This is a genomic window from Pseudomonas sp. 2822-15 (assembly GCF_002742515.1).
Lineage (GTDB): Bacteria > Pseudomonadota > Gammaproteobacteria > Pseudomonadales > Pseudomonadaceae > Aquipseudomonas > Aquipseudomonas salomonii.
Map to the genome: position 1 here is coordinate 32,275 of NZ_LJRY01000209.1, position 23,070 is coordinate 55,344.

Here is a 23,070-nt window from a genome sequence, read left to right on the forward strand (position 1 = left end):
ACGCAACTTAGCGCGAGCCCGGCAACTGGTCGGGCCTACCTTTCAACGTATTAGTGGTCATCTATGGAAAAGTCGAAGTTTCGCAAGATTGTCTGGGGCGTGGGTCTGGCCGTTGTTGCCGGCCTGGTGGTCTATTCGGTGCAGTCGCCGGCCGAGCCGCCGCAGTATCTGACTGCCAAGGTCGAACGGGGCGAGATCGAGAATTCGGTGCTGGCCACCGGGATTCTGCAGGGGGTCAAGCAGGTGGATGTCGGTGCGCAGGTCTCCGGCCAGTTGAAGTCTCTTAAGGTCAAGCTTGGCGACAAGGTCAAGAAGGGCCAGTGGTTGGCCGAGATCGACCCGTTGGTGTTGCAGAACGCGCTGCGCCAGGCCCAGGTCAACGAGGAAAACCTCGACGCGCAACGCAGGGCCACGGCGGCCCAGGTCGCCCAGACCAAATCGGTATGGGAGCGTTACCGCAGCCTGCAATCGGATGCCGCGATCTCCAAGCAGGATTTCGAGACCGCCGAATCCAACTATCTGGTGCAGAGCGCCAACCTGGTGGCACTGGACGCACAGCTCAAAAATGCGCGGATCCAGATCGACACCGCCAAGGTCAACCTGGGCTACACCCGTATCGTCGCGCCGATTGACGGTGATGTGGTCGGCATTGTCACTCAGGAAGGCCAGACCGTGATCGCCGAACAACTGGCACCGGTGCTGCTGAAACTGGCAGACCTGGACACCATGACGATCAAGGCTCAGGTATCGGAGGCGGATGTGATCCATATCCAACCGGGTCAGGAGGTGTACTTCACGATCCTGGGCGAAGCCAACAAGCGTTATTACGGCAAACTGCGCGGCACCGAGCCGGCGCCGCAGAACTACCTGGACACCCAGGCCGCCGGCACCACCAAGCAGAACACAGCGGTGTTCTACAATGCCTTGTTCGACGTGCCTAATCCGGAACATCGCCTGCGGATCTCGATGACCGCGCAGGTGCGCATCGTGCGGGACACCGCCAAGGATGTGCTGATGATGCCAGTGGCTGCGCTGGGCAAGCGCAATGCAGACGGCTCGTACGTCGTGCGCGTGGTGGATGAGACTGGCCACGCCCAGGAGCGCAACGTGCAGGTGGGAATCAACAATAACGTCAAGGCTCAGATCAAGGATGGCCTGGTGGAAGGTGACAAAGTCGTTATCGGTGATCCGACCCCAGCCGTGGCGGGGATCTGACAATGACCCAAGCATTGTTGGAGCTCAAAGGCATCAGCCGCAGCTTCGTGGCGGGTGAGAAGGCGTTCATGGCCCTCAAGGATGTCAACCTGACCATCAACGCCGGGGAAATGGTGGCGATCACGGGGGCCTCAGGCTCAGGCAAGTCGACGCTGATGAATATCCTTGGCTGTCTGGATTACGCCACCGATGGTAGCTACACCATCAGCGGTCGCGAAACCCGCGACCTGGCGGACCAGGAACTGGCCGAGCTGCGCCGTGATCACTTCGGGTTTATCTTTCAGCGCTACCATTTGCTACCGCACTTGAGCGCGATGCATAACGTCGAGATGCCGGCGATTTATTCCGGCGTACCGGAAGGGCAGCGCCACAGCCGTGCCAAGGAACTGCTGGCGCGACTCGGCCTGGCCGGCCACTTGGTCAACCGCCCCAGCCAGTTGTCCGGCGGGCAACAGCAACGGGTGAGTATCGCGCGGGCCCTGATGAATGGCGGCGAGGTCATTCTGGCCGATGAACCGACCGGCGCACTCGACACCGCCAGCGGCAAGGAGGTGATGAACATCCTGTTGGAACTGCACGCGGCAGGGCACACGGTGATCATCGTGACCCACGACGCCAAGGTCGCTGCACACGCCGAGCGCATTATCGAGATGCGCGACGGTGAGATTGTCAGTGACCGGCTCAATGAACGGCCCGGGGTCGAACTGGCCGAATCGGCCAATACCAAGGTTCGGGCCAAGCCGGGGCGGCGTCTGGTGGCGAGCCTTGGGTTGTTCAAGGAAGCGTTTGTGATGGCCTGGGTGGCGCTGATTTCTCACCGCATGCGCACGCTGCTGACCATGCTCGGCATCGTGATCGGCATCACCTCGGTGGTGTCGATCGTGGCCATCGGTGAAGGCGCCAAGCGCTATGTACTGAGTGACATCCAGGCGATCGGCAGCAATACCATCGATATCTACCCAGGCACCGACTTTGGCGACAGCCATGCCTCAGCCATCGAGACCCTGGTGTTATCCGATGTCACGGCCCTCAGCCAGTTGCATTACATCGACAGCGCCACGCCAAATGCCGGGCGCAATCTGTTGCTGCGCTTTGGCAATATCGACGTGGATGCCACGGTCAACGGCGTGAGTGCCAGCTCGTTCCAGGTCCGTGGGATCAAGATCGCCGAAGGCATCACCTTCAGTCAGGACGACGATACGCGCCAGGCTCAGGTGGTGGTGATCGACCACAACACCCGCAACCGGCTGTTTGGGCCGAATGTCGAGGCACTTGGCCAAATCATCTTGGTGGGAAACCTGCCGTGCACGGTGATTGGCGTGGCGGCGGACAATAAAAACATCTTCAACACCAGCAAGGCACTGAATGTCTGGGTGCCGTACGAGACCGCCGCTGGCCGCCTGTTGGGCCAGCGTTACCTGGACAGCATCACGGTGCGGATCAAGGACGGCCAGCCGAGCAAGGTGGTGGAAGAAAACGTGACCAAGCTGATGGAGCAGCGCCACGGCACCAAGGATTTCTTTACCTACAACCTCGACAGCATCATGCAAACGGTACAAAAGACCAGCCAGTCGCTGGCCTTGCTGCTGTCGTTGATTGCGTTGATTTCCTTGGTGGTGGGGGGCATTGGCGTGATGAATATCATGCTGGTGTCGGTAACCGAGCGCACACGGGAAATCGGCATTCGAATGGCCGTGGGCGCGCGTCAATCGGACATCCGCCAGCAGTTCCTGGTGGAAGCGGTCATGGTGTGTCTGATCGGTGGGGTGATTGGTATCTCGTTATCGTTTGGCATCGGCTTTGTCTTTTCCCTGGTCATCAAGGAATGGCAGATGGTGTTTTCCCTGGAATCGATTGTCACCGCATTCGTGTGTTCAAGCCTGATTGGCATCATTTTCGGATTTGTACCAGCCCGTAATGCGGCGCGGTTGGATCCGATCGAAGCCCTCGCACGGGACTGAGGCTGGTAAAAAAGCCCGCTCACCTTGACCGGTGGCGGGCTTTTTTGGTGCCTGTTTCAGGACTGGACGCCTATGTCAGTTCGACTGGCCGACGACATGCAAACGATGTGCGCTGGCGTTTTTGATCGCGTCCTCAAAACGGTCGAGCACGCTGCCCACCTGGGCTTCGGTAATGGTCAGGGCCGGTAGAAAACGCAGGACCGAACCGTGGCGCCCACCGGTTTCGATGATCAGGCCATTGTCGAAGCAATTGAGTTTGATCGCCCGTGCCAGTGTGCCGTCACCGAGGCCCGCACGCTTGTGCACGCCCGGCTTGGTGACTTCAACGCCAATCATCAGTCCACGGCCACGTACATCGGCGATCGGGTCATGCCGCTGGGCGATTTCTTTCAGGCCTGCGAGCAGTTGTGCACCTCGTGCAGCTGCGTGCTCCACCAAGCCGGCCTGGTGGATGTGGCGCATGGTCGCGCGCCCGGCGACCATCGCGATCTGATTACCGCGGAACGTGCCGGCATGCATGCCCGGACCCCAGGTGTCGAGGTGCTCGGCGTAAACTATCACCGACAGCGGGTAGCCGCCGCCGATCGCTTTGGACAGGACCAGGATGTCGGGGACGATACCGGCATGTTCGATGGCAAAGGTGCTGCCGGTACGGCCCAGGCCAGTCTGCACTTCGTCGATGATCAGCACGATGCCCAATTGCTGGGTGATCTCACGCAATCCACGCAGCCATTCGGCCGAGGCGGGGATGCAACCGCCTTCACCCTGCACCACTTCAACGAGCACAGCGGCGGGAAGGGTGACGCCGCCTTCCGGGTCCGAGAGCACGGTGCGGATGTACTCGATCGACAGTTGGTCCGTCTGCTCACCGTCGGTGCCGAACGGGCAGCGAAAGCGGTAAGGGTAGGGGAGGAAGTGGGTGTTTTGCGCGGTGACACTGGGAATGCCTTTGGGGTTCAGATTTCCCATGGCCGACAGCGCACCCGCGGTCATGCCGTGGTAGCCACCGTGAAAGGCCATCAGCGCTGAGCGTTTGGTGTAATGACGCGCCAGCTTGATGGCGGCTTCCACCGCGTCCGAGCCGCTGGGGCCGCAAAACAGAATCTTGCTGGAGGCGCGCATCGCGGCCGGCAACTGAGAAAACAGCTCTTGCACAAACGCATGCTTGGCGGGTGTGGCGAGGTCCGGGGCTTGTTGCAGTTGGTCGGTGCTCAGAAAGTCCAGTACAGCTTCCTTGACGGCAGGTGGGTTGTGGCCCAGGGCCAGGGTGCCGGCGTTAGCCAGGCAGTCGAGGTATTCCCTGCCTTGTGCATCCTTGACCCACACGCCATTTCCGCTGACAAACAGGCGTTGGAAAGTGGCGGCGTAGGTGCGAGCATTCGATTCAACTTTCTTCAGATAACTTAGCTCTTCCATAATCATGCACTCATCGGCTGCGTCAGTGCGCAGCGCTGGATAGTTGATGAAACAAGAAACGGCGGGTCGTGAATAACGACAAACTCTTCAAGAAAGCAAACGGGGGCGGTTATATGACCGTATTACTGTCGGCAGTGAAAATAAAATCAGCCGAAAGTTAGCCGTGTTGCTTCTGAAATGAGCGCTACCAAGGTAATTGATGGCCGTAGCCAGTTTGAAGGAAGCAGACAGTGATCGCTATCGGCTTAGGCGCAGGATGCCCCTGAAATCCATGTCATGGACATGGCATGGGTGGCAGCGAACTGGGAACAAGGTCTACACGAGAAAGTTGTGCATGCAAGGTCGCGCAGAAGAACGACGTTTATATCGCCGCCTGCGTCGGAAAATGAGTAAAAAGGCGTTGCTATCAGGCAGTAATGGCACTGCCTTTACCAACTTGCAACCTTAGCAGCGCCTGGATTGGCATGCATCCAACGAATCAGCGAATGCCGCCCACGAATACCCATTTTGATAACAGCACGTTTGAGGTAGCTTTCCACTGTGTTGACTTTCAGTACCAGCGCGTCAGCCAACTCAGGAGCGGTGTGTCCCGCTAAAAGGCCGATGCAAATTTCCTTCTCACGATTGGACAGCTTCAGGCCCGATTGCATTAGACGATTTTCAAAACGCTGGCGCAGGGAGTCAATGTTTGCGTTGTTGGGGACAAAATTTTCAGCGGCGATATTTTTGTCGAGTACCGCTTGTGAATTAATCGCGTTGATGTGTTTCTCTACCAGGGGTAGCAGCAATGATGAGAAATCCTTGAGCGTTATTTGTTCTTGCGTTGAGAAGCTATCGGCGTGCGTGCGATATAACGAAATTATATAACAATACTCGTTTTTGAGTGATTTCAGATGCAGCTGGGAGCTGAAGGGAATAGTTGTTAAGGCCTGTTCAATCCCGACGTTAACCACCGATGAACAGTCGGTCATGTGGTGAACAGGGGAGCATTCACTCATCAGCAGCTCACTCGTCAAGACCTCCGTTGTTTGTTTATTGGATCCAATCGGTGAGGCCATACATGCGGGGCCTCGTATCTCGTAGCTGATCGTATTGGGCTCTGCACGTGACGCGTCGGCGTCTTTTACGCGTAATTGCGTAATGTACGTAGCATCCACGTGCAACTTGGTGAGTACCAGATCGTGCAAAAGCCGCGTAAATTTTCGGCTGCCCGCACTGGTGATGACCTTACCGATAAGAGGGAACAGGGTTTGGGAGTTAATCATTTCATTTCACTGTCATGTTTCACGTTGAGGATTGTCGCAGCGGTTGGATCAGGGAGGTCGACGTCAGGCACCGCAACATTGAGCGTTAGAGAGCAGGCTTTGCGGATCGGCAGGGTAAGAAAATCCAAAGTGTTATTGCATGTTTTTAAATGCTGCCCTAGCATGATTACGAATAATGGCCTTCTGATATTATTTGGCCGATTTCCGTCCTCTTGCGCGTATTTTCATCCCTCCATAAGCCGTTGTGCGCCTAGGATTCCGGACAGCAGGCCTATACCCAGCAGAAATACACTGGGGGCCTTGGTCATGACTTTCTGGGCGGCCGCGAAGGACAGCAATCGGCGTGAAATAGCGCCATAGATCAGCAAAATAGAGACGTCGATCACACCCCAGATCAGTGCAAGCAGCAGCCCCTGTTTAATGAAGTCGCCATCGTGTTCAATGAAACCTGGCAGGAAGGCAAGGAAAAATAGTATGTCTTTGGGGTTGGACAGGCCCACTTTCAGGGCGCGCCAGAAAAAGTGACGGCGGCTGTTTTGCACCGGGGCGATTCCATCGGCGCTGGCACGGAGGCTGGAAACCCCAAGCCAGGCCAAATACAGTCCGCCGACAAGTTGGCCCCAATTGAGCAGCACCGGGCTGACGTCCATTGCGGTGTAGATAAGCGTCAGGGTGATCAGCAGCAGAAGTTGGGCGGACAGCACACCGCCAGTGATCGTGGCGGTGGGCCAGGCCTGCCTGGCGTCGGAAATGACCAGAGCCACCACGGGACCAGGAGAGGCGATGAGGAAAAATACCGCTACGGCAAAGGTTAGGTGCAATATGCTCATAGAGAGGTGACCAGGTCCAATATGCGGTTGCTTTTGCCCAGACGTTGCGCGTAGTAGCGATAGCCGGCCACCGCGAAGGTGCGTTGAATCCAACGATCGTTGCCATCCAGACGGGCTGAGAACGCGCTGCGGGCGTGGGCGGTTTTGCGGTTGTCGATGATCAACAGGTCGCCGGCATTGAGGTGCACCGGGCGGGCGACTTCCCAGGCGGCCTTGCGTAAACCCTCAAGTTTGAGTTGCGCGTGCTTGCTGCTTGCGACCATGAACTGAGGGTCGAAACGAAAAAAGGGCGATTCAGGGTCGCCGTATAGAACGGTTTGTTTTTGGTTTATATCGATACGGCAGTTTTTTTCTGTCGTACAGTAGTCCGAGAGGAAGTTGTAGTTTTCCCCATGAAAATAGTTAAGGTCTGCCGGTGTGACGATGTCGCGGATGTTATCGATGGAGCTGATGAAGGTCGCGGCGTCGGCGTCGGGCGCTTGGCGCAGGCAAAACAACACCAGATAATCCGGCGAGACAGCGTGAAACGCGTTTTCGGTATGCAACTCCAGCTCACAATCGTAACTGTCCGAGCTGGCACTCATAGAATGGATTTTATGGGGAAAAAAATTATTGATTATATCGCCGTTGGATTCTTGGATATAACCAATCGGATCACCCAGTATGGCTGTCGCTTTCAAGATAACTTGTTCACTGATCGTGCAGACTTTGTTTAGACTGGCGCGATCAACGGGTGTCGAAGGGATGGTACCGGTCGGCAAGTTTTTTAAATGCAGAAATCCGTTTTTGTTGCCAAATAAACGAAAATTTAATATCTCTGATTCAATGGCTTGGTCAAGACTTGCTAGTTGGATGCTGGAGAGCAGGAGTTGATTGAATTCGGGCATGGTAAGTTGTCTGCTGTGTTTTTTCAATGACGTTGAGGCTGCAGAGGCTAGTGATATGCCATAGGCAGATAAAACACGTTAATCCGGTCTAGGTGCGCTCGATTTTTTTATAGGTTATGTCGCTTATTTGTACGGGTATTATTTTGCAAACGCCCTGTATTTAAAAGCAGAAAAAAAGGACAGGTAAGGATGAGTATGAGTCATGATGCTCTTGATCAAACGGTGCGCCGACTGCCACCGCTCTACGCATTGCGTGCCTTCGAGCTGGCCGCTCGCTTCAGTTCTTTCACTCAGGCGGCCGACAACCTTTTCATCACCCAAAGTGCCGTGAGCCGGCATGTCAAGGCCCTGGAGGAGCATTTTGGCTGCGCGTTATTCGAGCGCAAAGGACCAAAAATAACCCTCACTCAGGCGGGTCGTTTGTTGGCTCAAGAACTGAGAATCGGCTTTCGTCTGATCGAACACGCCTGCACCACAATCACCCGTAAGGAAAAATCCTTGAGGGTCAAGGCGCCTTCCACCTTGACAATGCGCTGGTTGCTGCATGTGCTTGACGAGTTCAATACGGTGGACGTTACAGAGCAGGCGCAATTGTCCAGTGAGTGGATGGATGTTGACTACGTCAACTTCGATGTAGAGCCGTTCGATTGTGCGGTACTGTTGGGCAATGGCTGTTTCTCCAACGAGCTTGGTTTTATAAAGCTTTTTGACGAGTGGCTGATACCGGTCTGCTCGCCGGCTTTGCTGGAGCAGCGCAATTTAAGCGGTGAAGACGTGTTTGCCGCCGAGTTGATCCATCCGTCCCGGGACCGTCGTGATTGGCATCGCTGGCTGGAGCGCGTGGGCTTGACGTCCAAGGTTTCCTGGCATACCGGCAAGATTTTCGACACCTTGGAATTGGGTATCTCCGCAGCTATTCAGGGGCGCGGAGTGTCTATCGGTGACTTGGCGCTGGTAGGTGACGAACTGGCCAAAGGGTCTCTGGTATTACCCTATAACAAGGCTGTCAGTACGGGCGACAGCTATTACCTAGTCTGGCCCGCACGCAGTAATGGCAACCCTGCATTAGAGAACTTCAAACGTTATTTACTTGACACTTTGCCTGTTATTGACGAACGAGGGTTGGAGTTCCTAAGTTGAACGCAGCGCAAACAGTATCGTCCCAACTCAGCCATGGGCGCTCAGCATCCGTTGTCAGACTGCTCCAGGGGTAAACGCGTGAGGTTTGTCGCTGGCCTCGCCCTCAACCAACGCCGCAAGGATCGCGTCTACCTCGCCGCCCGCTGCTGCTCGCAACGAATCAAGTCGTGAATAAACGCTGACGATACGGAGGATGTTTATGAGCTCAGGGTACCTTTAGAGGTAGAGATAATATCTGCCCGAGAAATATCCTTAATTTTCAATAAGAAAATCCATCGTTCGATTCCGGGTTCGGCACCGTAAATATCAACGGCTTGCATGATTTTTCATGCGAGCCCTTTTTGTTCGGTTTTTGTAACAGATTGTTTGCGGCAGGCGCAGAAACCTATAAAGTTAACCTTTCGGTCAGCTTTGCACTGTCAGCTCCAGCCTTTTGCTTCCAGCGAAAGCGCTCCTGCAAGGATCGATTCCCCAGTACATAACTAAAAGGGCGGACCCATAACCGCCCAGAGGATGATCCATGTCCAACCGTGATATCTCCCGGCGCTCGTTCCTTCAGGGCGGGCTGGTGGCGGGTGTGAGCGTGACGCTTACACCGCTCAGCACCCAGGCGCTGGCGGCCTTGATGGAAAACAGCGTGACCGTGCCGTCCGAGCAATGGCTCGGCAACAACGGCAAGGCACGCTCGCGTAACGACGCCTTGTCCAAGGTCTGCGGGAGCAAGGTGTTTGCCCGCGACATCCGCGCCAAGGACATGCCGGGCTGGCCGCAGCAGCAGGGCCACGCCATGTTGCTGAAGACAACCAAGGCCGATCGCATCTACGCCGGCTACGACCTGTCGTGGCTCGGCGCCGAGTTGCAACCTGACCGCATTGTCACCGCCGCCGACCTGGACAAGGACGGCATCGTCTTCCCGGAAGAGCACGCGCCGGATCCGCTGCTGCCGGAAGGCAAGGTGCCGATGTTTATCGGTCACCCTGTGGCGATCCTGATCTGGAACGACTTCGAGCGTTTCCGTCAGGCCAAGGCCAAACTCAAATTCAATGATAAAGCCATCCGTTACGGCGCCCAGGTGCCGTACTACGAACGTGATCCGTACGGCAGCTTCCGCTACGTGCGCGTCGGCGGTGCGACCTCGGCGGACGAAGATGAATTCGCCAGCCTCAAGGATTCGATCCTGTTCCCGATGCTGAAAAACCGTCGCCCGGTGTGGAATTCCCAGCCGGACCTGCACGGCAACCTGACCGAGCGCGGGCTGTTTTACGCCGACCGGATGCAGCAGCAAATCGACGCGCCGCCAGACAACTGGCTGGTGTTCGACGAGCGCTACAAAACCCCGTCGATTGAACCGGCGGCGATGGAGCCGGACAACGGTAACGGCTGGTACGATCCAGCCACCAAGACGTTGCACTTTGTGGTCGCGACCCAGTGCCCGCTGGAAGCCGCCACCGAAACCGCGAAGATGATCGCGCCATCGCGCTTCGGCCTGGCGGATCTGAACATGCACCCGGGTTACACCGTCGGTTACGGTTCCAAGGACCACAACATATTTGTCTACTACGCAGCCCTGGCCGCGTTGTACGGTGCCAGTGTGCCGGTGCGCCTGGCCAACGACCGCTATGAGCAGTTCCAGAGCGGCATCAAGCGTCATCCGTTCGACATCCGTTACCAATTAGCGGTGGATAAAAACGATCACAGTTTCCAGATCTTTCGTGCCGAGATGAACGTCGACGGCGGCGGGCGGATCAACTACAGCCCTTCGGTGGCAGCGGTTGGCGCCACGGCAGCGCAGTCGATCTACTACATGCCGCAGAACGATTTGCAGGTCACGGCCTACCATTCCCGCGCGGTTGAGGCGGGTTCGATGCGCGGTTACGGCACCCTGCAAAGTATGGCCTCGACCGAGATGATGGTCGACGAAATCGCCGGACGTCTGGGCATCGACGCCATCGACCTGCGCAAGAAAAACGCCTTGCTGTCGGGCATGAAAAACACCCAGGGCGCGGTGCCGGCGGGGGCGTTGCGCTTACACGAGATTCTCGACAAAGCGGCTGCCCACGACGTCTGGAAAAACCGCGACCAGATCAAAAAGACCCGCGAGGCCGCTGACCCGGATAACTGGTATGGCGTGGGTTTTGCCATCTGCCAAAAAGACTTCGGCACCGGTTCCGAGGCACCCATGGCCAGCATCGAATTCACCGCCGAAGGCCACGTGACGTTGCGCCATATCGGCATTGAAATCGGCACCGGCATGTCCACCTCGCAGGCCCTGGTGGTGGCGGATTTCATCGGCATCCCGGCCACGCAAGTGAAGACCGGCGAAACCGAATGGCAAGAGTTGCAACTGATCACGGGCGGCAACCCTTACGTCATGAGCCAGGCCGAGCAGGATGGTTTTCTGCGTAACCCGCGTTGGGTCGGCAAACTGGCGTCGGCCTCGTCGGCGACCAACTCGGCGTATTACTTCAGCCACGCCACCCGTGAAGCCTCCCGGGTGCTGTTCAACCACGGCCTGTGGCCGGCGGCGTTGCAGATTTGGGGCCAGGGCCCTTACGGCGGCCAGGCCAACCCGTACGTGGTGCGCCGCGAAGACGCGCATTGGGTTGACGGCAAACTCACCGCCAATGGCATGCAGCCGCTGAGCTTTGAGCAATTGGCCAAACACGCCCACGAAAAAGGCCTGGTGACCGGCGCCACTGTGCACGGCTTCAACCGTTGGAGCTGGGCCGAGGCCGATTACAGCATCGATGGCGTGCGTGAACGCCTGCCGCTCGACGGTCTGGCCGTGAAGTACGGCGACGGTGCGCCAAACGCGAAGAAAGCCCAGATGACCAGCAACGGCTTCCACCTGCTGGATCGCCAGAATGTCCACTACCCGGACACTCAGTTGAACAACGCGGCGGTGACTTACTACAGCCCGGTCGCGACGCTGGTGGAATTGAAAGTGAACAAGGGCTCCGCTGAAGTGCAAGTGCTCAACCATCACTCGTGGGTCGAGTGCGGTCGGGTGCTGGTGGAGGAACTGGTCAAGGGGCAGCTCGAAGGCGGGATCGCCATGGGCATTGGCCACGCGTTGATGGAAGAGATGCCGCTGTACGAAGGCGGGCCGGGGGAGGGTGACTGGAATTTCAACCGTTACCGTCTACCGATGGCTCGACACGTTGCGGTGTGGAACCAAACGGCCGAAATCCTGCCGCCGCTGTCGCCGAGCGACCCGTCCAAGGGCATCGCCGAAGTGGTGATGATCCCGATCGTCGGCGCCATCGGTAACGCCGTGGCCCACGCCATCGGCAAACGTATCCGCGACCTGCCAATCACTTCTGCGCGCATCAAGGAGGCCCTCAATGGCTAACCGTCCGTTTCAACTGACCCTCAATGGTCAATCCGTCGGCCCGGTGGACATCCCTGATGACCTGCCGATGATTGACTACCTGCACGAATACAAAAACCTCACCGGCTCGCGGCTCGGCTGCGGCCAGGGCATTTGCCACGCCTGCGTGGTGATCGTCGACAACCCGGACGGCACCAGCGAAGAAGTGCGCACCTGCATCACGGGGGCACACTATTTCGAAGGCAAAAAAGTCCGCACCATCGAAGGCCACGCAACCCGCGACGAGCAGGGCAACGTCACTGAGCTGAACCCGATCCAGCAGCGCTTCGTCGATGAATTCGCCTTCCAGTGCAGCTACTGCGCACCGGGTTTCGTCAATGCCGCAACCGTGCTGGTGGAGAAGCTGCAACGTCAGCCGATCGTCAAAAGCCAGCTGGAAAAAGTCATTGAGGACAGCCTCGGTCACCACATCTGCCGCTGCACCGGCTACGTGCGTTACTACAACGCGACCCGCAACGTGCTGACCGATCTCGGTCTGGTCAAGGAGGGTTAAGCATGAAGCAACTACTTTCCCGCTTTGCGCTGGCGGTTGGCCTGGCCGCGCCGGTGTTGTTGGTGCACGCGGACGATCAGGTGAAGCGCGGCGAATATCTTGCCCGCGCCGCTGACTGCATGGCCTGCCACACCGCACCGGGTGGCGCGCCGTTTGCGGGCGGTCTGCCGATCGTTTCGCCGTTCGGCACGATCTATGGCACCAATATCACCCCGAGCAAAGAGCACGGCATTGGCCTGTACACCGATGACGAATTCTTCGCTGCGCTCACCGAAGGCAAACGCCGGGATGGCGCGAATCTGTATCCGGCGATGCCGTACACCTCGTATCACCTGATGCCCCGTGCTGATTCGGACGCAATCCATGCGTACCTGAAAACCATTGAGCCCATCGAGCGTGCGGCGCCGATTACCCGCCTGAGCTTTCCGTTCAACGTGCGTCTGGGCCTGATGGGCTGGAACATGCTCTACGGCAAGGACGTGAAACTTGCGCCGACCGAAGGCAAAAGTGCAGCGTTCCAGCGTGGCCAATACATGGTCGAAGTGCTCGGCCACTGCGGCGAATGCCATACACCACGGGGCTTGCCCGGCGCGATGCAGCAGGATAAACGCCTGACCGGCGGCGTGCTCAACGGCTACCTGGCACCCAGCCTGTTGGCCACTGACCTGGCCGCTCGCGGCTGGAATCATCAGGACCTGAGCACGTTCCTCAAGCACGGCATGAGTGCCCAGGGCACGATGTTCAACGAGATGTTCCCGGTGTTCCACAACAGCACCCAGGGCCTGAACGATCCGGACCTGGCCGCCATGGCGACCTTCCTGCTGGGCGATCAACCGCCGCAGGCCAAGGTGCTGAGCGAGACGTCGCTGGACGCCCTGAGCCCAAGCGCCCAACGCGGCCGCCAGGATTACCTGAACGTGTGCGCCGGTTGCCACGCGCCGAACGGCGAGGGCAAGCCGCACATCGCGGTGGCCATGCGTGGCAACACCACGTTGCGCCTGGAAGATCCGCGCAACCTGCTGCGGGTGATCGAGGACGGCATCGGCGAGCAGCAATTCACCGGGTTCGAGCGCATGCAACCGATGCCGGGCTTTGCCGACAAGCTCAATCACCAACAGCTGACCGACCTGCTCAACTACCTGCGCCAGGGTTGGGGCGGCCAGTCGGGTGAGCTGGCGGTCAGCGACGTGCAGAAGCTGCAGGCGGATGCACCGCCAACCGAGCACACGGCGCACTGACATCCGGCATCTGCTGCAGGATCCCGACGGGAACCAGGGGAATCTCTTTTCAGAACTTGAACAGCTCAGACAAATGGCTGCCCGCTGAAACCTCGTGGCAGGCGTTGCAGCCCAGGCAAATCGGTGAGGCGTTGCGTCCAGGCACTGCGCCAGTCAACGACAGTATGGGTTTTGGTCTTGCGCGCGGAGCGGCGGGCAGCGTTGCGCTGGGTGCGGCGCGCTTCTTTGTAGGCGTCGGTATTGCGGCAGGTGCGGCATTTGACCCGGTTCAGCTCCGTGCTGGACGTGAGGTTGGTGCCGTGATGGCCGCAAGCCAGATGCCCGGCGACCTTGAAGTGAGTGACCATGTAAGCGTCTCCTTCTTATGGGGGTACGCGCGGCCATTCAGCAGCGGCGACGCGTGGGCAGGGCGGGGGCAAACAACCCCGAGCCCTCAGGGTTGTGACCTCGTCGGCGGCGCGGCGTTCGGTTTTATTCCAGGGGCGGTTCACGCTACCCTGTGGCGCCAACAATCATAAAAAGGAGTGAGTGATGAGCGTCGAAACCTTGCCGCTGGAAGGCAGTTGCCGTTGTAACCGGGTGCGTTTCAGCGTGAGTTTGCCGCCGGTAATCACTATGGCGTGCCATTGCAGCGGCTGCCAGAAAATGACCGCCAGCGCGTTTTCCCTTAGCGCGTTGATTCCGGCCGCGGGTTTCACCGTGATCCAGGGTTGCCCGGTGATCGGCGGCTTGCACGGCGTGGACCGCCATTATTGCTGCCCGCACTGCATGAGCTGGCTGTTTACGCGCCCCCATGGCATCGATGAGTTCGTCAATGTGCGCGCCACCTTGCTGGATAATGTCCGCGACTACGTGCCGTTCATGGAAACCTGGACCAGTGAAAAACTGCCGTGGGCTGCGACGCCGGCGGTCGAAAGCTTTGCGCAATTGCCCGAGCCGCAGGACTTCCCGCGCTTGATGCAGGCTTACGCCACCTTCAGTGCCCGCTGAGTTCAATCAATCAGGGCCAGCAAGTCGGTATCACCGACGTCCACGCCCGCCTGGGTCAGCAATGTGGTTGCCTGGCCCCGGTGGTGGGTCTGGTGGTTGAAAAAATGCATCAGCAGTGCAAAGAACGGCTTGTGGTTCGCCACGCCGCGCATGTTGTGGTACTGCAGACGCTGGTCCAGATCGGGTTCGCACAGGCTGTTGCCCCAGTCGATGATCAGTTGGTCCAGCCAGGCGCGGCGGGCCGCCAGCTCGCGCAGGTTGGCGAAGGCCAGTTGCTTCAAGTCAGAAGGCGTGGCAATCGACGTTAATGGCGCCAGTTGGGCAAAGCCTGCCGGATGCTCGGCAAATCGCTTGAGCCACACCGTGTCCCCCAGCGTCAGGTGATTGAGTGTGCCGAGGATCGAGCCGAAGAACGCCTGCCGGTCCGTGGTCAGTTCTGCGTCGCTAAGCTGGCTGGCGGCGGCATACACCTTGCGGTTCATCCACTGGTTGTAGTCAGCCATCAATAGAATGTGCTCAAGACGGTTCACGTGGTTTCTCCTTCAACGTGGTGAGGCCATCATAAAGCGTGCCCGCCCGGCGGTCTTGGTGTTCCTGCGGCGGCAAGCTATGGTTGATAAACGCCAATACTGTGCTGCGGGAGAGTGACACCATGAATACCGGCAATTTACTTGAACAGCTGCTGCGTGCCAGCCAGCAAGGCGGCGGGGCCTCGGGCGGTGGCCTGGGTGGTTTGCTGGGCGGCTTGCTGAACCGTTCCGGCAGCGGCAACGCTTCGGCAAGTGGTGGGCTGGGCGGTTTATTAGGTGGCCTGGGCGGATTGTTGGGCGGTGCGCCGGCCGGTGGCACTCCCCAAACGCGTTCCGGCGGCATGAACTATGCGGCATTGGCCTCCTTGGGGATGGCCGCGTTCCAGGCGTATCAGGCCTGGCAACGCCAGCAGGCCAGCGCACCGCAGCAAGCGATTCAGACGGTTGACCAGCTTGACGGGCAGGCAGCTGAAGCCCATAGCCATGCGGTGTTACGTGCTTTGATTGCGGCAGCCAAAGCCGATGGCAGGATAGATGACAACGAGAAGCAAATGATCTCAACCGAGATAGGCCGCCATACCGATGAGCCGCAGTTGAAGCAGTGGCTCAACGACGAAGTCGCCAAGCCGCTGAATGCCGCAGATTTTGCCGAATATGCCGCTGATCCAGGCTTGGCGTCCGAGATCTACCTGGCCAGCGTGATGCTGGTCGACGATCAGCAGGATGCAGAGCGCAGCTACCTGGACGAACTGGCCGCGCAGTTGCAGATCGACGCGAACCTGCAACTGCACCTGGAGCAACAGGCCAAAGCTTAAAACCGTACGGTTGCGCCAGTGGTCAACCATTGGTTGTGATCACCGGTAAGGCTCTGGCCAACCACGACATCCACATCCACCCGCTTGCCCACATGGAAGCGCGGCCCGGCCTGCCACGCCTGGTCACCACCTTCCTGACCATAGCGTTCACCGATCAGCGTCAGCGCGTCTGCCAACTGGTACTCAAAACCGGTGCCCCAGGTGAGGCGGTGGTTTTGCTCGCCGCCGTTGTAGGCATGGGTCCAGCCGCCATTGAGGCTCAGGCGTAATGCCTGCACCGGTTGCCAGGTCAATGGCACATTAAAGTCCGCGCCGTCGAACGCATGCTGGCGGTCCAGGGCAAAGTGGCTGGTGGCAGACATCGCGATTTGCAGACCCAACGCCTCCTGCGACCACACTTGGGCCTTCACCTGCGGACTGATTTGCGTCTCGGCTTCGCCGGCATTGCTGGCGCGCGACAGTGCCGCGCTCCACTCCACGGCAGGCAGTGCGCTGAAGGTGCACGCCGGGTTAAGCGTCTGGTTATGAATGTTGCCTTGATGGCGGTTGGCGGTGTACCAGGCGTCGACGCTGCACTCACCCGGATCGTTGATCCCGCCGTCGTCGACCACATAGGAACCGCCGGCCGCCTGGGCTTTGGAAAACAGCGCGATCAGTAAGATAAGGCCGAGTGTGGTACCGACAAAAATCAGGTTACGTTGCAGCGCGCGGCGCTTGGCCGGTGGCAGCAGCAACAGGGTATGGCGAGCGCCCCGGTAGTGACGTTCGCGGTATTTGGCGAACCCGTCCGGGCGCTGTGGGCTGTGTTTTTTGTGCATGATGCACCTCGCTTGAATTCAGCTTTCTACGGTCAGCACCGAAATGCCGCTGGCTTTGGCCTGGCACACCAGCTCCAAGGTGTCGTCACCACCCGGCAGGGCGATGATCACGTCGGGGCGGCTGTCGGCGAGCATGAAATGGTTGCGCTGGCGTTCCGCCTGCTTGCCGTGGCGTTGCCAATTGGGCGGGTAGCGCACCACGTCGATGCGCATTTCCCGCGCCCATTCCTCGATGTCGCTGCCGAGGAACTGGTTGCCGCCGTGAATCAACACCTGCACGGGGCGCAGGCGGTGGTAGGCGTCCAGCACTTGGCGGGACTTTTTGGTGTCAGCGTAATGACGACCTGCACAGATAAGCACGCGCATAGTCAGGGTCCTTGTGATGCACGGTGGCGGCCGGGCGACCGCCACCGTTTAAACGGCGGGGGTGATCAGTACCACTGCTTGAAGCGGCGGATGTAGATCGTTTTCATCAGTTGTGCCACGCAGCAGTAGGCGAGCAGGGTGCCGACCAGCCATGGGAAGTACGCCAGCGGCAGGGGCTCCAGGCCCACCAGGGTGCCCAGCGGCGAGAACGGTACGTAGATCCCCAGCCCGATGACGATGGCGGTCATCATTAACACCGGCCAGGCGGCCGTGCTCTGGAAGAACGGGATCTTGCGAGTGCGCAACATGTGCACCACCAGGGTTTGCGAGAGCAGCCCTTCGATAAACCAGCCGGACTGGAACAGCGTCTGCATTTCCACGCTATTGGCGCTGAACACGTACCACATCAGCGCAAAGGTGGTGATGTCGAAGATCGACGAGGTCGGCCCGATCCAGATCATGAAGCGGCCGATGTTTTTGGCATCCCACTTGCGCGGTTTGGCCAGGTATTCCTTGTCCATCTTGTCCCACGGCAAGGCCAGCTGGGAGATGTCGTACATCAGGTTTTGCAGCAGCAGGTGAATGGCCAGCATCGGCATGAACGGGATGAACGCACTGGCCACCAGCACCGAGAACACGTTGCCGAAGTTGGAGCTGGCGGTCATGTTCAGGTACTTCATGATGTTGCCGAAGGTTTCGCGGCCCTTGAGCACGCCTTCTTCCAGCACCATCAGGCTCTTTTCCAGCAGGATGATGTCGGCCGACTCCTTGGCAATATCGGTGCCACTGTCCACCGAGATACCCACATCGGCATCACGCAGCGCCGGGGCATCGTTGATGCCGTCGCCGAGAAAGCCCACGGTGTGGCCGTTGGCTTGCAGGGCTTTAAGTACGCGGGACTTCTGCAGTGGCGTGAGCTTGGCAAACACCGTACGTTCTTCCACGCGGCGCAGCAGGGTGGCATCGTCCATCGCTTCGATTTCCACGCCCAGCAGCGGCTGGCCGGGTTCCAGGCCGACCTGGCGGCAGATCTTGCTGGTGACCACGGCGTTATCGCCGGTCAACACCTTCACGGCCACGCCGATTTGTTGCAGCGCGGCAATCGCCGGGCCTGCGGTTTCCTTCGGTGGGTCAAGGAAGGTCAGGAAGCCCTGGATCACCAGGTTGCGCTCATCGGCGGTGGTGTACTGCTGGCGCGCCATGGATTTAGGGATATTGCGCGTCGCGACCACCAGGACGCGGAAACCGTCCTCGTTGTAGTCGTTGGCCAATGCCAACAGTTCTTCGCGGCGTTGATCATCCAGCGGCACGGCGGTGCCACCTTCGAGCATGTGCGTGGAGATGCTCAACATCTCTTCCACGGCGCCCTTGCACACCAGCAATTGGTCGCCGGCCGTGTCGCGCACCACAATCGACAGGCGACGGCGCACGAAATCAAATGGCAGTTCATCGACCTTGCTGTAGGCCAGCGGCAACTGGAACTTGGGGTTCTGCTCCGAGAACTGCACCACGGCCTGGTCCATCAGGTTTTTCATGCCGCTCTGGTGGAAGCTGTTGAGCCAGGCCAGGGACAGCACCGCGTCATCCCGTTGGCCGAAGGCGTTGACGTGATGCTCAAGGATGATCTTGTCCTGGGTCAGCGTGCCGGTTTTGTCGGTGCACAGTACGTCCATCGAGCCGAAGTTCTGGATCGCATTGAGGCGTTTGACCACCACTTTGCGCTTGGCCATGGCCGTTGCGCCTTTGGCCAGGTTGGCGCTGACGATCATCGGCAGCATTTCCGGGGTCAGGCCCACGGCAACCGCCAGGGCGAACAGGAACGCATCGCCCCAGTCGCCTTTGGAGAAGCCGTTGAGGAAAAACACGATCGGCACCATCACCAGCATGAAGCGGATCAGCAGCCAGCTGACGCTGTTCACGCCACGGTCGAAGGCGGTTTGCACACGGGAGCCGACAATCGCCTTGGCCAGGGAGCCAAAGTAAGTGCGCGGCCCGGTGGCGACCACCACGGCCTTGGCGCGGCCGCTGACCACGTTGGTGCCCATAAAGCAGATGTTCGGCAGGTCCAGCAGGTTGCCTTGGTCGGCCGCCAGCGTAGAGGCGGATTTTTGCGTGACATCGCCGAGGGTGTCGTACTTCTCCACCGGCAAGGCTTCGCCGGTCAGCACGGCCTGGCTGATAAACAGGTCGCGGGACTCGATCAAGCGGATGTCGGCCGGGATCATGTCGCCGGCAGACAGCTGCACGATGTCACCGGCCACAAGGTCGCGCATCGGCACTTCGCGCAGGATCGGCTGGCTGCCGACTTGCTCGCGGCGCAGTACCGTTGCCGTGGTGCGCACCATGGCTTTGAGGGCTTCGGCGGATTTGGCCGAGCGGTGCTCCTGCCAGAAACGCAGCAGGCTGCTGAGCAGGACCATGGTCATGATGATGATGACCTTGGTCAAATCCACTTCTTCACCGGCCTGCAATGGCAACCAGTAGTCAGTAACAAAGCTGATCCCGGCCAGGGTCAGCAGTACATAGATGAACGGGTTATTCAGTGCCTGCAGGAACTGGACGATGGCATGAGGCGGCTTGTCGTGGGCCACTTCGTTGTAGCCTTCGCGTTGCAGGCGTGCCGAGGCGTCCAGTTCGGTCAGGCCGTCCTGGGTGGCACGCACATTGGCGAGGGTGGCCGACAGGCCGTTCTGGGCTTCACGGGCGGCACGCATCGACAGCTTGGTGTCGGTTGCAGTGCCATTTTTCTTGTGCAGAGGCGTGTTTTTTACGGCGCTCATTGTCTGTACTCCTGTCGCCAATTCTCGACAAAACATACCCGGTACTTACCTGAATACAGGCGAGCGAAAGCATGCCGAGCCGCGGACTTCGCGATCGGTTTAAATAGGGTGTTCAGATAACTTCTACAGTGCCCGCTTAGTGCGCGTTAGTTAACTGGCGCGCAGCGGGCTACTACTGGATGTGTTCATAACGAACTCCAGACTATTGATTGGGAAGTTGCTGTTTCCAGCTGGTTTAAGCGGCGCGAGTGCTCAGGTAAAACTCGAGCAACAGGCTGGCTTGAGCCAGGGTGGAAACCTGGGGTCTCTGCGGGTCTTGAGGGTCGGCGTGGTCCCAGTGCTGCAGCAACTGGCCGCTGGCAGGGCAGATACGCCAATGCGCCAGCGGGGGAGCTGGGCGCAGCTGATCTTTACTGGCTAGGGGAGAGGGCGCAGCAAAGGTTGAGCGCGTAGGTGAAAAACCTACAGGCTCGCGGCACAGCTTGGCGCGCAGGGCTGCGGCCAGCGTGCGAATGTCAGGCAAAACAATCAATTGAAAGGTCATAACACACCTCGGGACCGGACGGGCGACCGGTGAGGCAGTTACGGTGGAGCATCAAGCTCTAGCGCAGCTTACCGGACCTGGAAGGCGAGTCCTGTCATATTCTGGGTTTGGCGCCCGATGCCCGCGTGAGCGGTGCTCGGACAGCGACTAGATACTGTGTCCATTGGCTTCTTTTGTGAGGTTTAAAAAAGGCCCCAGTTGTGGGCAGGGGCAATCTACTCAGCTGGTTACAAAATGTCAACGCATGGTTGATTAAATGCGTCGGTGTTCAGAGTTCATTCAGATAAGCTGCCTCGACAAGTTGTGCGATATATAACTTCATATCCCTTGTGCAGCCAGAACTGCCAGATAGATCAATACCCCACCACAGGCGCCATAACTGATGCGTTGCCATAACGGTGAGGCGTTCTTGCGCAGCAGGTTGACCAACGCTGCAATCAGAAAGCACGACAACACCGCTGCCAGCATAAAGCCCGCAAAAAATATCAGCGTTTGCCCAGGGCTGGGCGTGGTGCCGACGATGCCGGACAAGGCGCTGCCCAGCGCGCCCCAATAGACAATGTTTTTCGGATTGGCCAGGGAAATCGCCGCGCCTACCACCAGCGCATTTTGCCTGGAGCTGGCGGGCGCGCTGCTCGACTCGGGCAAGTGCCAGGCATCGATCAAGCTGCGCATTCCCAGCCAGGCCAGGTACAGCGCGCAGACCACCGTTAGCGGCACACGCACCGCGTCATGCTGGATCAGCAAGGCGATGCCGGTAAGGCCGATCACCGCCCACACCGCATCGCCTACCAGCGAGCCGATCTGCACCAGCAAGGCCGGGGTGAAACCGTGCAGCAGGCCCCGGCGCAGCGTCTCTGCCAGCACGGCGCCGGGAGACAGACAAAACACAAAACCGAATACCAGCGCGTAAAAGAAGATCGTCAACATGCCCGTGTTCCTTCAAGAGAGGGCGGGCAGTGTGGCGGCAGGTGGGCCGGGTGTCTTGAACCAGATTGCGCTTCAGCGTTTAAACAACACACTTTGATAGCGGCCGGGCGTGATGCCATAAGCGGCGCGAAAATGCCGGTTGAGGTGGCTTTGGTCAGCAAAGCCCAGGTCATGGGCGACCTCGCTGGCCGCTATGCCATTGCGCAACAAGCCTTTGGCGCGGCGGGTGCGCAGTTGCATCGCCCATTGTCGCGGGCTGAGCCCGGTTTCCTTCTGGAAGGCGCGCAGCAGGTGAAATTTGGACAATCCTAGCTCATCGCCGAGGTGGTCCAGGGGCAACACTTGATGCAAGTGCGCAGCCAGCAATTCCTGGGCGCGGCTGATCATGCTTTTGCCCGTTGCTGTGCTGCCAGGTACACGCACACCACTGACGCCGACCACCTCACCCAGTAGCAACACCAAGGCTTCCTCATTGAGATCGCGGACCAATGCGTCGGTACTCAAGGCGCCTTTCACCGCCACTGCCAGGCGCTGCGCCAGATCAGGCTGAAAGCACAACGAACGATCGAACTCTAACTGCGCCAACCCAAGGTCAGCCGCCAATTGGTTGGCTGTGGCATACAGGCTGACAAACTGCCAGGGCGCGCCTTGTGCCGCGCCGCCGCCCTGAATCTGACCGGGGTTGTACAGCGTAATGCTGCCCGGCCCGGCTTCGAATTCGCGGCGGTCGAGCCAGACCTTTTCCTCACCGACCAGGTTTACACCGATCACGCATTCATCATGGCTATGGCGGGCAAAGGTCAGGCCGGTGCAAGCGGTGCTGCTGACTTCGTAATTGCCCAGCCAGGCGTGATATATGGCGCTCATGCGTCAGCTCCAAAGGCGTTCAGCATGAGCATACGCTGACAGGGCCGCTCAAATCGACCGTTGGCTGACACGCTGCGTCAGGGTTGTGCTCGGATTTGGCAACCTGGTCATCCGCTTCTCCAGTTACAACTGCGCGATGTGGTCGAGTTCGGTCTTCAGCTCGGCAGGGCTGAGGCTGGCGAAGTGCAGAGCGAAAAACGCCCTGCAGCGCCTGGCGATGATGTCCAATGTGGTGTTGAAGGCCGCGTCGATACTTGCCTCGTTACCGTCAATGTCGGACGGGTCTTCCAACCCCCAATGCGCCTTCACCGCCGGCCCGAAATATACCGGGCACGCTTCGCCCGCAGCTTTGTCGCACACGGTAATCACCACATCCGGCGGGCTGCCCTCAAAGGCCTCATTGCCCTTGCTGTACAGACCTTCGGTGCTGATGCCCGCGGCCTGCAACGTGCTCAGGCTGCGCGGCAGCACCTGGCCTTTGGGGAAGCTGCCGGAGCTGATCGCCTCAAAACCTGGCGGCGCCAGGTGGTTGAACATCGCCTCGGACAAGATGCTGCGGCAGCTGTTGGCGGTACACATGAACAGGACTTTCAT

At 59.0% G+C, this 23,070-nt stretch carries 21 protein-coding genes; 8 read left to right on the top strand and 13 right to left on the bottom strand.

Annotated elements, in window-relative coordinates; translation table 11 throughout:
• Window positions 1–63: 63 nt before the first annotated feature.
• Window positions 64–1,215, top strand: a complete 1,152-nt coding sequence (macA, locus tag AOA59_RS22345) for a macrolide transporter subunit MacA (RefSeq protein ID WP_065929941.1) — start codon at window positions 64–66, stop codon at window positions 1,213–1,215.
• A 2-nt stretch (window positions 1,216–1,217) separates the two neighbouring features.
• The gene (locus tag AOA59_RS22350) at window positions 1,218–3,176 is read left to right on the top strand and encodes a MacB family efflux pump subunit (protein ID WP_065929942.1); all 1,959 of its coding nucleotides are present in this window, start codon (window positions 1,218–1,220) and stop codon (window positions 3,174–3,176) included.
• 75 nt (window positions 3,177–3,251) lie between these two features.
• On the opposite strand, the gene AOA59_RS22355 is transcribed toward AOA59_RS22350, so the two are convergent.
• The 4 genes from AOA59_RS22355 to AOA59_RS22370 form a co-directional block, all read right to left on the bottom strand.
• On the bottom strand, window positions 3,252–4,592 hold the full coding sequence (locus AOA59_RS22355; RefSeq protein ID WP_099489105.1) for a diaminobutyrate--2-oxoglutarate transaminase family protein: 1,341 nt from the start codon (window positions 4,590–4,592) through the stop codon (window positions 3,252–3,254).
• A 428-nt stretch (window positions 4,593–5,020) separates the two neighbouring features.
• On the bottom strand, window positions 5,021–5,857 hold the full coding sequence (locus tag AOA59_RS22360) for a helix-turn-helix transcriptional regulator (RefSeq protein WP_099489106.1): 837 nt from the start codon (window positions 5,855–5,857) through the stop codon (window positions 5,021–5,023).
• A gap of 224 nt (window positions 5,858–6,081) precedes the next feature.
• Complete coding sequence (locus tag AOA59_RS22365) at window positions 6,082–6,687, bottom strand: LysE family translocator (RefSeq protein WP_069787461.1); 606 nt, start codon at window positions 6,685–6,687, stop codon at window positions 6,082–6,084.
• Window positions 6,684–7,574 (bottom strand): TauD/TfdA family dioxygenase, encoded by an 891-nt coding sequence (locus AOA59_RS22370; protein ID WP_065929946.1) that lies wholly within the window; start codon window positions 7,572–7,574, stop codon window positions 6,684–6,686. The genes AOA59_RS22365 and AOA59_RS22370 overlap by 4 nt, the downstream gene beginning before the upstream one ends.
• Before the next feature lie 189 nt (window positions 7,575–7,763).
• Between AOA59_RS22370 and AOA59_RS22375 the strand changes: the two genes are divergently transcribed.
• The 4 genes from AOA59_RS22375 (at window position 7,764) to AOA59_RS22390 (ending at window position 13,836) form a co-directional block, all read left to right on the top strand.
• A complete protein-coding gene (locus AOA59_RS22375) occupies window positions 7,764–8,714 on the top strand; it encodes a LysR substrate-binding domain-containing protein (protein WP_083221741.1) in 951 nt (316 codons plus the stop codon).
• A gap of 520 nt (window positions 8,715–9,234) precedes the next feature.
• On the top strand, window positions 9,235–12,066 hold the full coding sequence (locus AOA59_RS22380; protein WP_099489107.1) for a xanthine dehydrogenase family protein molybdopterin-binding subunit: 2,832 nt from the start codon (window positions 9,235–9,237) through the stop codon (window positions 12,064–12,066).
• Entirely contained in the window at window positions 12,059–12,598 is a 540-nt protein-coding gene (locus AOA59_RS22385; RefSeq protein ID WP_056860105.1) for a (2Fe-2S)-binding protein, read from the top strand. The genes AOA59_RS22380 and AOA59_RS22385 overlap by 8 nt, the downstream gene beginning before the upstream one ends.
• A gap of 2 nt (window positions 12,599–12,600) precedes the next feature.
• Window positions 12,601–13,836, top strand: a complete 1,236-nt coding sequence (locus AOA59_RS22390) for a cytochrome c (protein WP_099489108.1) — start codon at window positions 12,601–12,603, stop codon at window positions 13,834–13,836.
• Between the two features lie 65 nt (window positions 13,837–13,901).
• On the opposite strand, the gene AOA59_RS22395 is transcribed toward AOA59_RS22390, so the two are convergent.
• Window positions 13,902–14,183: a hypothetical protein gene (locus AOA59_RS22395; RefSeq protein WP_065929950.1), complete on the bottom strand. Its 282-nt coding sequence runs from the start codon at window positions 14,181–14,183 to the stop codon at window positions 13,902–13,904.
• Window positions 14,184–14,367: 184 nt separating this feature from the next.
• Here AOA59_RS22395 and AOA59_RS22400 point away from each other — a divergent pair, with 184 nt between their 5' ends.
• Complete coding sequence (locus AOA59_RS22400) at window positions 14,368–14,826, top strand: GFA family protein (RefSeq protein ID WP_099489109.1); 459 nt, start codon at window positions 14,368–14,370, stop codon at window positions 14,824–14,826.
• Between the two features lie 2 nt (window positions 14,827–14,828).
• Here the strand turns inward: AOA59_RS22400 and AOA59_RS22405 are convergent, their stop codons facing one another.
• Window positions 14,829–15,356, bottom strand: a complete 528-nt coding sequence (locus tag AOA59_RS22405) for a DinB family protein (protein WP_099489110.1) — start codon at window positions 15,354–15,356, stop codon at window positions 14,829–14,831.
• Window positions 15,357–15,478: 122 nt separating this feature from the next.
• On the opposite strand from AOA59_RS22405, the gene AOA59_RS22410 reads away from it, so the two are divergent.
• Entirely contained in the window at window positions 15,479–16,171 is a 693-nt protein-coding gene (locus tag AOA59_RS22410) for a tellurite resistance TerB family protein (protein ID WP_065929953.1), read from the top strand.
• Here the strand turns inward: AOA59_RS22410 and AOA59_RS22415 are convergent.
• The 7 genes from AOA59_RS22415 to AOA59_RS22445 form a co-directional block, all read right to left on the bottom strand.
• A complete protein-coding gene (locus tag AOA59_RS22415) occupies window positions 16,168–16,989 on the bottom strand; it encodes a hypothetical protein (RefSeq protein WP_099489111.1) in 822 nt (273 codons plus the stop codon). The genes AOA59_RS22410 and AOA59_RS22415 overlap by 4 nt on opposite strands.
• 18 nt (window positions 16,990–17,007) lie before the next feature.
• Complete coding sequence (locus tag AOA59_RS22420) at window positions 17,008–17,355, bottom strand: DUF2493 domain-containing protein (RefSeq protein ID WP_065929955.1); 348 nt, start codon at window positions 17,353–17,355, stop codon at window positions 17,008–17,010.
• Between the two features lie 65 nt (window positions 17,356–17,420).
• Window positions 17,421–20,135: a magnesium-translocating P-type ATPase gene (gene mgtA, locus AOA59_RS22425; RefSeq protein ID WP_065929956.1), complete on the bottom strand. Its 2,715-nt coding sequence runs from the start codon at window positions 20,133–20,135 to the stop codon at window positions 17,421–17,423.
• Window positions 20,136–20,370: 235 nt separating this feature from the next.
• Window positions 20,371–20,679: a hypothetical protein gene (locus AOA59_RS22430; protein WP_099489112.1), complete on the bottom strand. Its 309-nt coding sequence runs from the start codon at window positions 20,677–20,679 to the stop codon at window positions 20,371–20,373.
• A gap of 318 nt (window positions 20,680–20,997) precedes the next feature.
• A complete protein-coding gene (locus tag AOA59_RS22435; protein WP_099489113.1) occupies window positions 20,998–21,609 on the bottom strand; it encodes a LysE family transporter in 612 nt (203 codons plus the stop codon).
• 72 nt (window positions 21,610–21,681) lie between these two features.
• Window positions 21,682–22,476 carry an AraC family transcriptional regulator gene (locus tag AOA59_RS22440; protein ID WP_099489114.1) on the bottom strand — a complete coding sequence of 265 codons (795 nt, stop codon included), beginning with the start codon at window positions 22,474–22,476 and terminating at the stop codon, window positions 21,682–21,684.
• 123 nt (window positions 22,477–22,599) lie between these two features.
• Window positions 22,600–23,070: an arsenate reductase ArsC gene (locus tag AOA59_RS22445; RefSeq protein ID WP_099489115.1), complete on the bottom strand. Its 471-nt coding sequence runs from the start codon at window positions 23,068–23,070 to the stop codon at window positions 22,600–22,602.

What these genes read in the sequence shown, in the direction of transcription:
- macA (WP_065929941.1), top strand. Translation starts at nt 64, where the DNA reads ATGGAAAAGTCGAAGTTTCGCAAGATTGTCTGGGGCGTGGGTCTGGCC.
- AOA59_RS22350 (WP_065929942.1), top strand. Translation starts at nt 1,218, where the DNA reads ATGACCCAAGCATTGTTGGAGCTCAAAGGCATCAGCCGCAGCTTCGTG.
- AOA59_RS22355 (WP_099489105.1), bottom strand. Translation starts at nt 4,592, where the DNA reads ATGGAAGAGCTAAGTTATCTGAAGAAAGTTGAATCGAATGCTCGCACC.
- AOA59_RS22360 (WP_099489106.1), bottom strand. Translation starts at nt 5,857, where the DNA reads ATGATTAACTCCCAAACCCTGTTCCCTCTTATCGGTAAGGTCATCACC.
- AOA59_RS22365 (WP_069787461.1), bottom strand. Translation starts at nt 6,687, where the DNA reads ATGAGCATATTGCACCTAACCTTTGCCGTAGCGGTATTTTTCCTCATC.
- AOA59_RS22370 (WP_065929946.1), bottom strand. Translation starts at nt 7,574, where the DNA reads ATGCCCGAATTCAATCAACTCCTGCTCTCCAGCATCCAACTAGCAAGT.
- AOA59_RS22375 (WP_083221741.1), top strand. Translation starts at nt 7,764, where the DNA reads ATGAGTATGAGTCATGATGCTCTTGATCAAACGGTGCGCCGACTGCCA.
- AOA59_RS22380 (WP_099489107.1), top strand. Translation starts at nt 9,235, where the DNA reads ATGTCCAACCGTGATATCTCCCGGCGCTCGTTCCTTCAGGGCGGGCTG.
- AOA59_RS22385 (WP_056860105.1), top strand. Translation starts at nt 12,059, where the DNA reads ATGGCTAACCGTCCGTTTCAACTGACCCTCAATGGTCAATCCGTCGGC.
- AOA59_RS22390 (WP_099489108.1), top strand. Translation starts at nt 12,601, where the DNA reads ATGAAGCAACTACTTTCCCGCTTTGCGCTGGCGGTTGGCCTGGCCGCG.
- AOA59_RS22395 (WP_065929950.1), bottom strand. Translation starts at nt 14,183, where the DNA reads ATGGTCACTCACTTCAAGGTCGCCGGGCATCTGGCTTGCGGCCATCAC.
- AOA59_RS22400 (WP_099489109.1), top strand. Translation starts at nt 14,368, where the DNA reads ATGAGCGTCGAAACCTTGCCGCTGGAAGGCAGTTGCCGTTGTAACCGG.
- AOA59_RS22410 (WP_065929953.1), top strand. Translation starts at nt 15,479, where the DNA reads ATGAATACCGGCAATTTACTTGAACAGCTGCTGCGTGCCAGCCAGCAA.
- AOA59_RS22415 (WP_099489111.1), bottom strand. Translation starts at nt 16,989, where the DNA reads ATGCACAAAAAACACAGCCCACAGCGCCCGGACGGGTTCGCCAAATAC.
- AOA59_RS22420 (WP_065929955.1), bottom strand. Translation starts at nt 17,355, where the DNA reads ATGCGCGTGCTTATCTGTGCAGGTCGTCATTACGCTGACACCAAAAAG.
- mgtA (WP_065929956.1), bottom strand. Translation starts at nt 20,135, where the DNA reads ATGAGCGCCGTAAAAAACACGCCTCTGCACAAGAAAAATGGCACTGCA.
- AOA59_RS22430 (WP_099489112.1), bottom strand. Translation starts at nt 20,679, where the DNA reads ATGACCTTTCAATTGATTGTTTTGCCTGACATTCGCACGCTGGCCGCA.
- AOA59_RS22435 (WP_099489113.1), bottom strand. Translation starts at nt 21,609, where the DNA reads ATGTTGACGATCTTCTTTTACGCGCTGGTATTCGGTTTTGTGTTTTGT.
- AOA59_RS22440 (WP_099489114.1), bottom strand. Translation starts at nt 22,476, where the DNA reads ATGAGCGCCATATATCACGCCTGGCTGGGCAATTACGAAGTCAGCAGC.
- AOA59_RS22445 (WP_099489115.1), bottom strand. Translation starts at nt 23,070, where the DNA reads ATGAAAGTCCTGTTCATGTGTACCGCCAACAGCTGCCGCAGCATCTTG.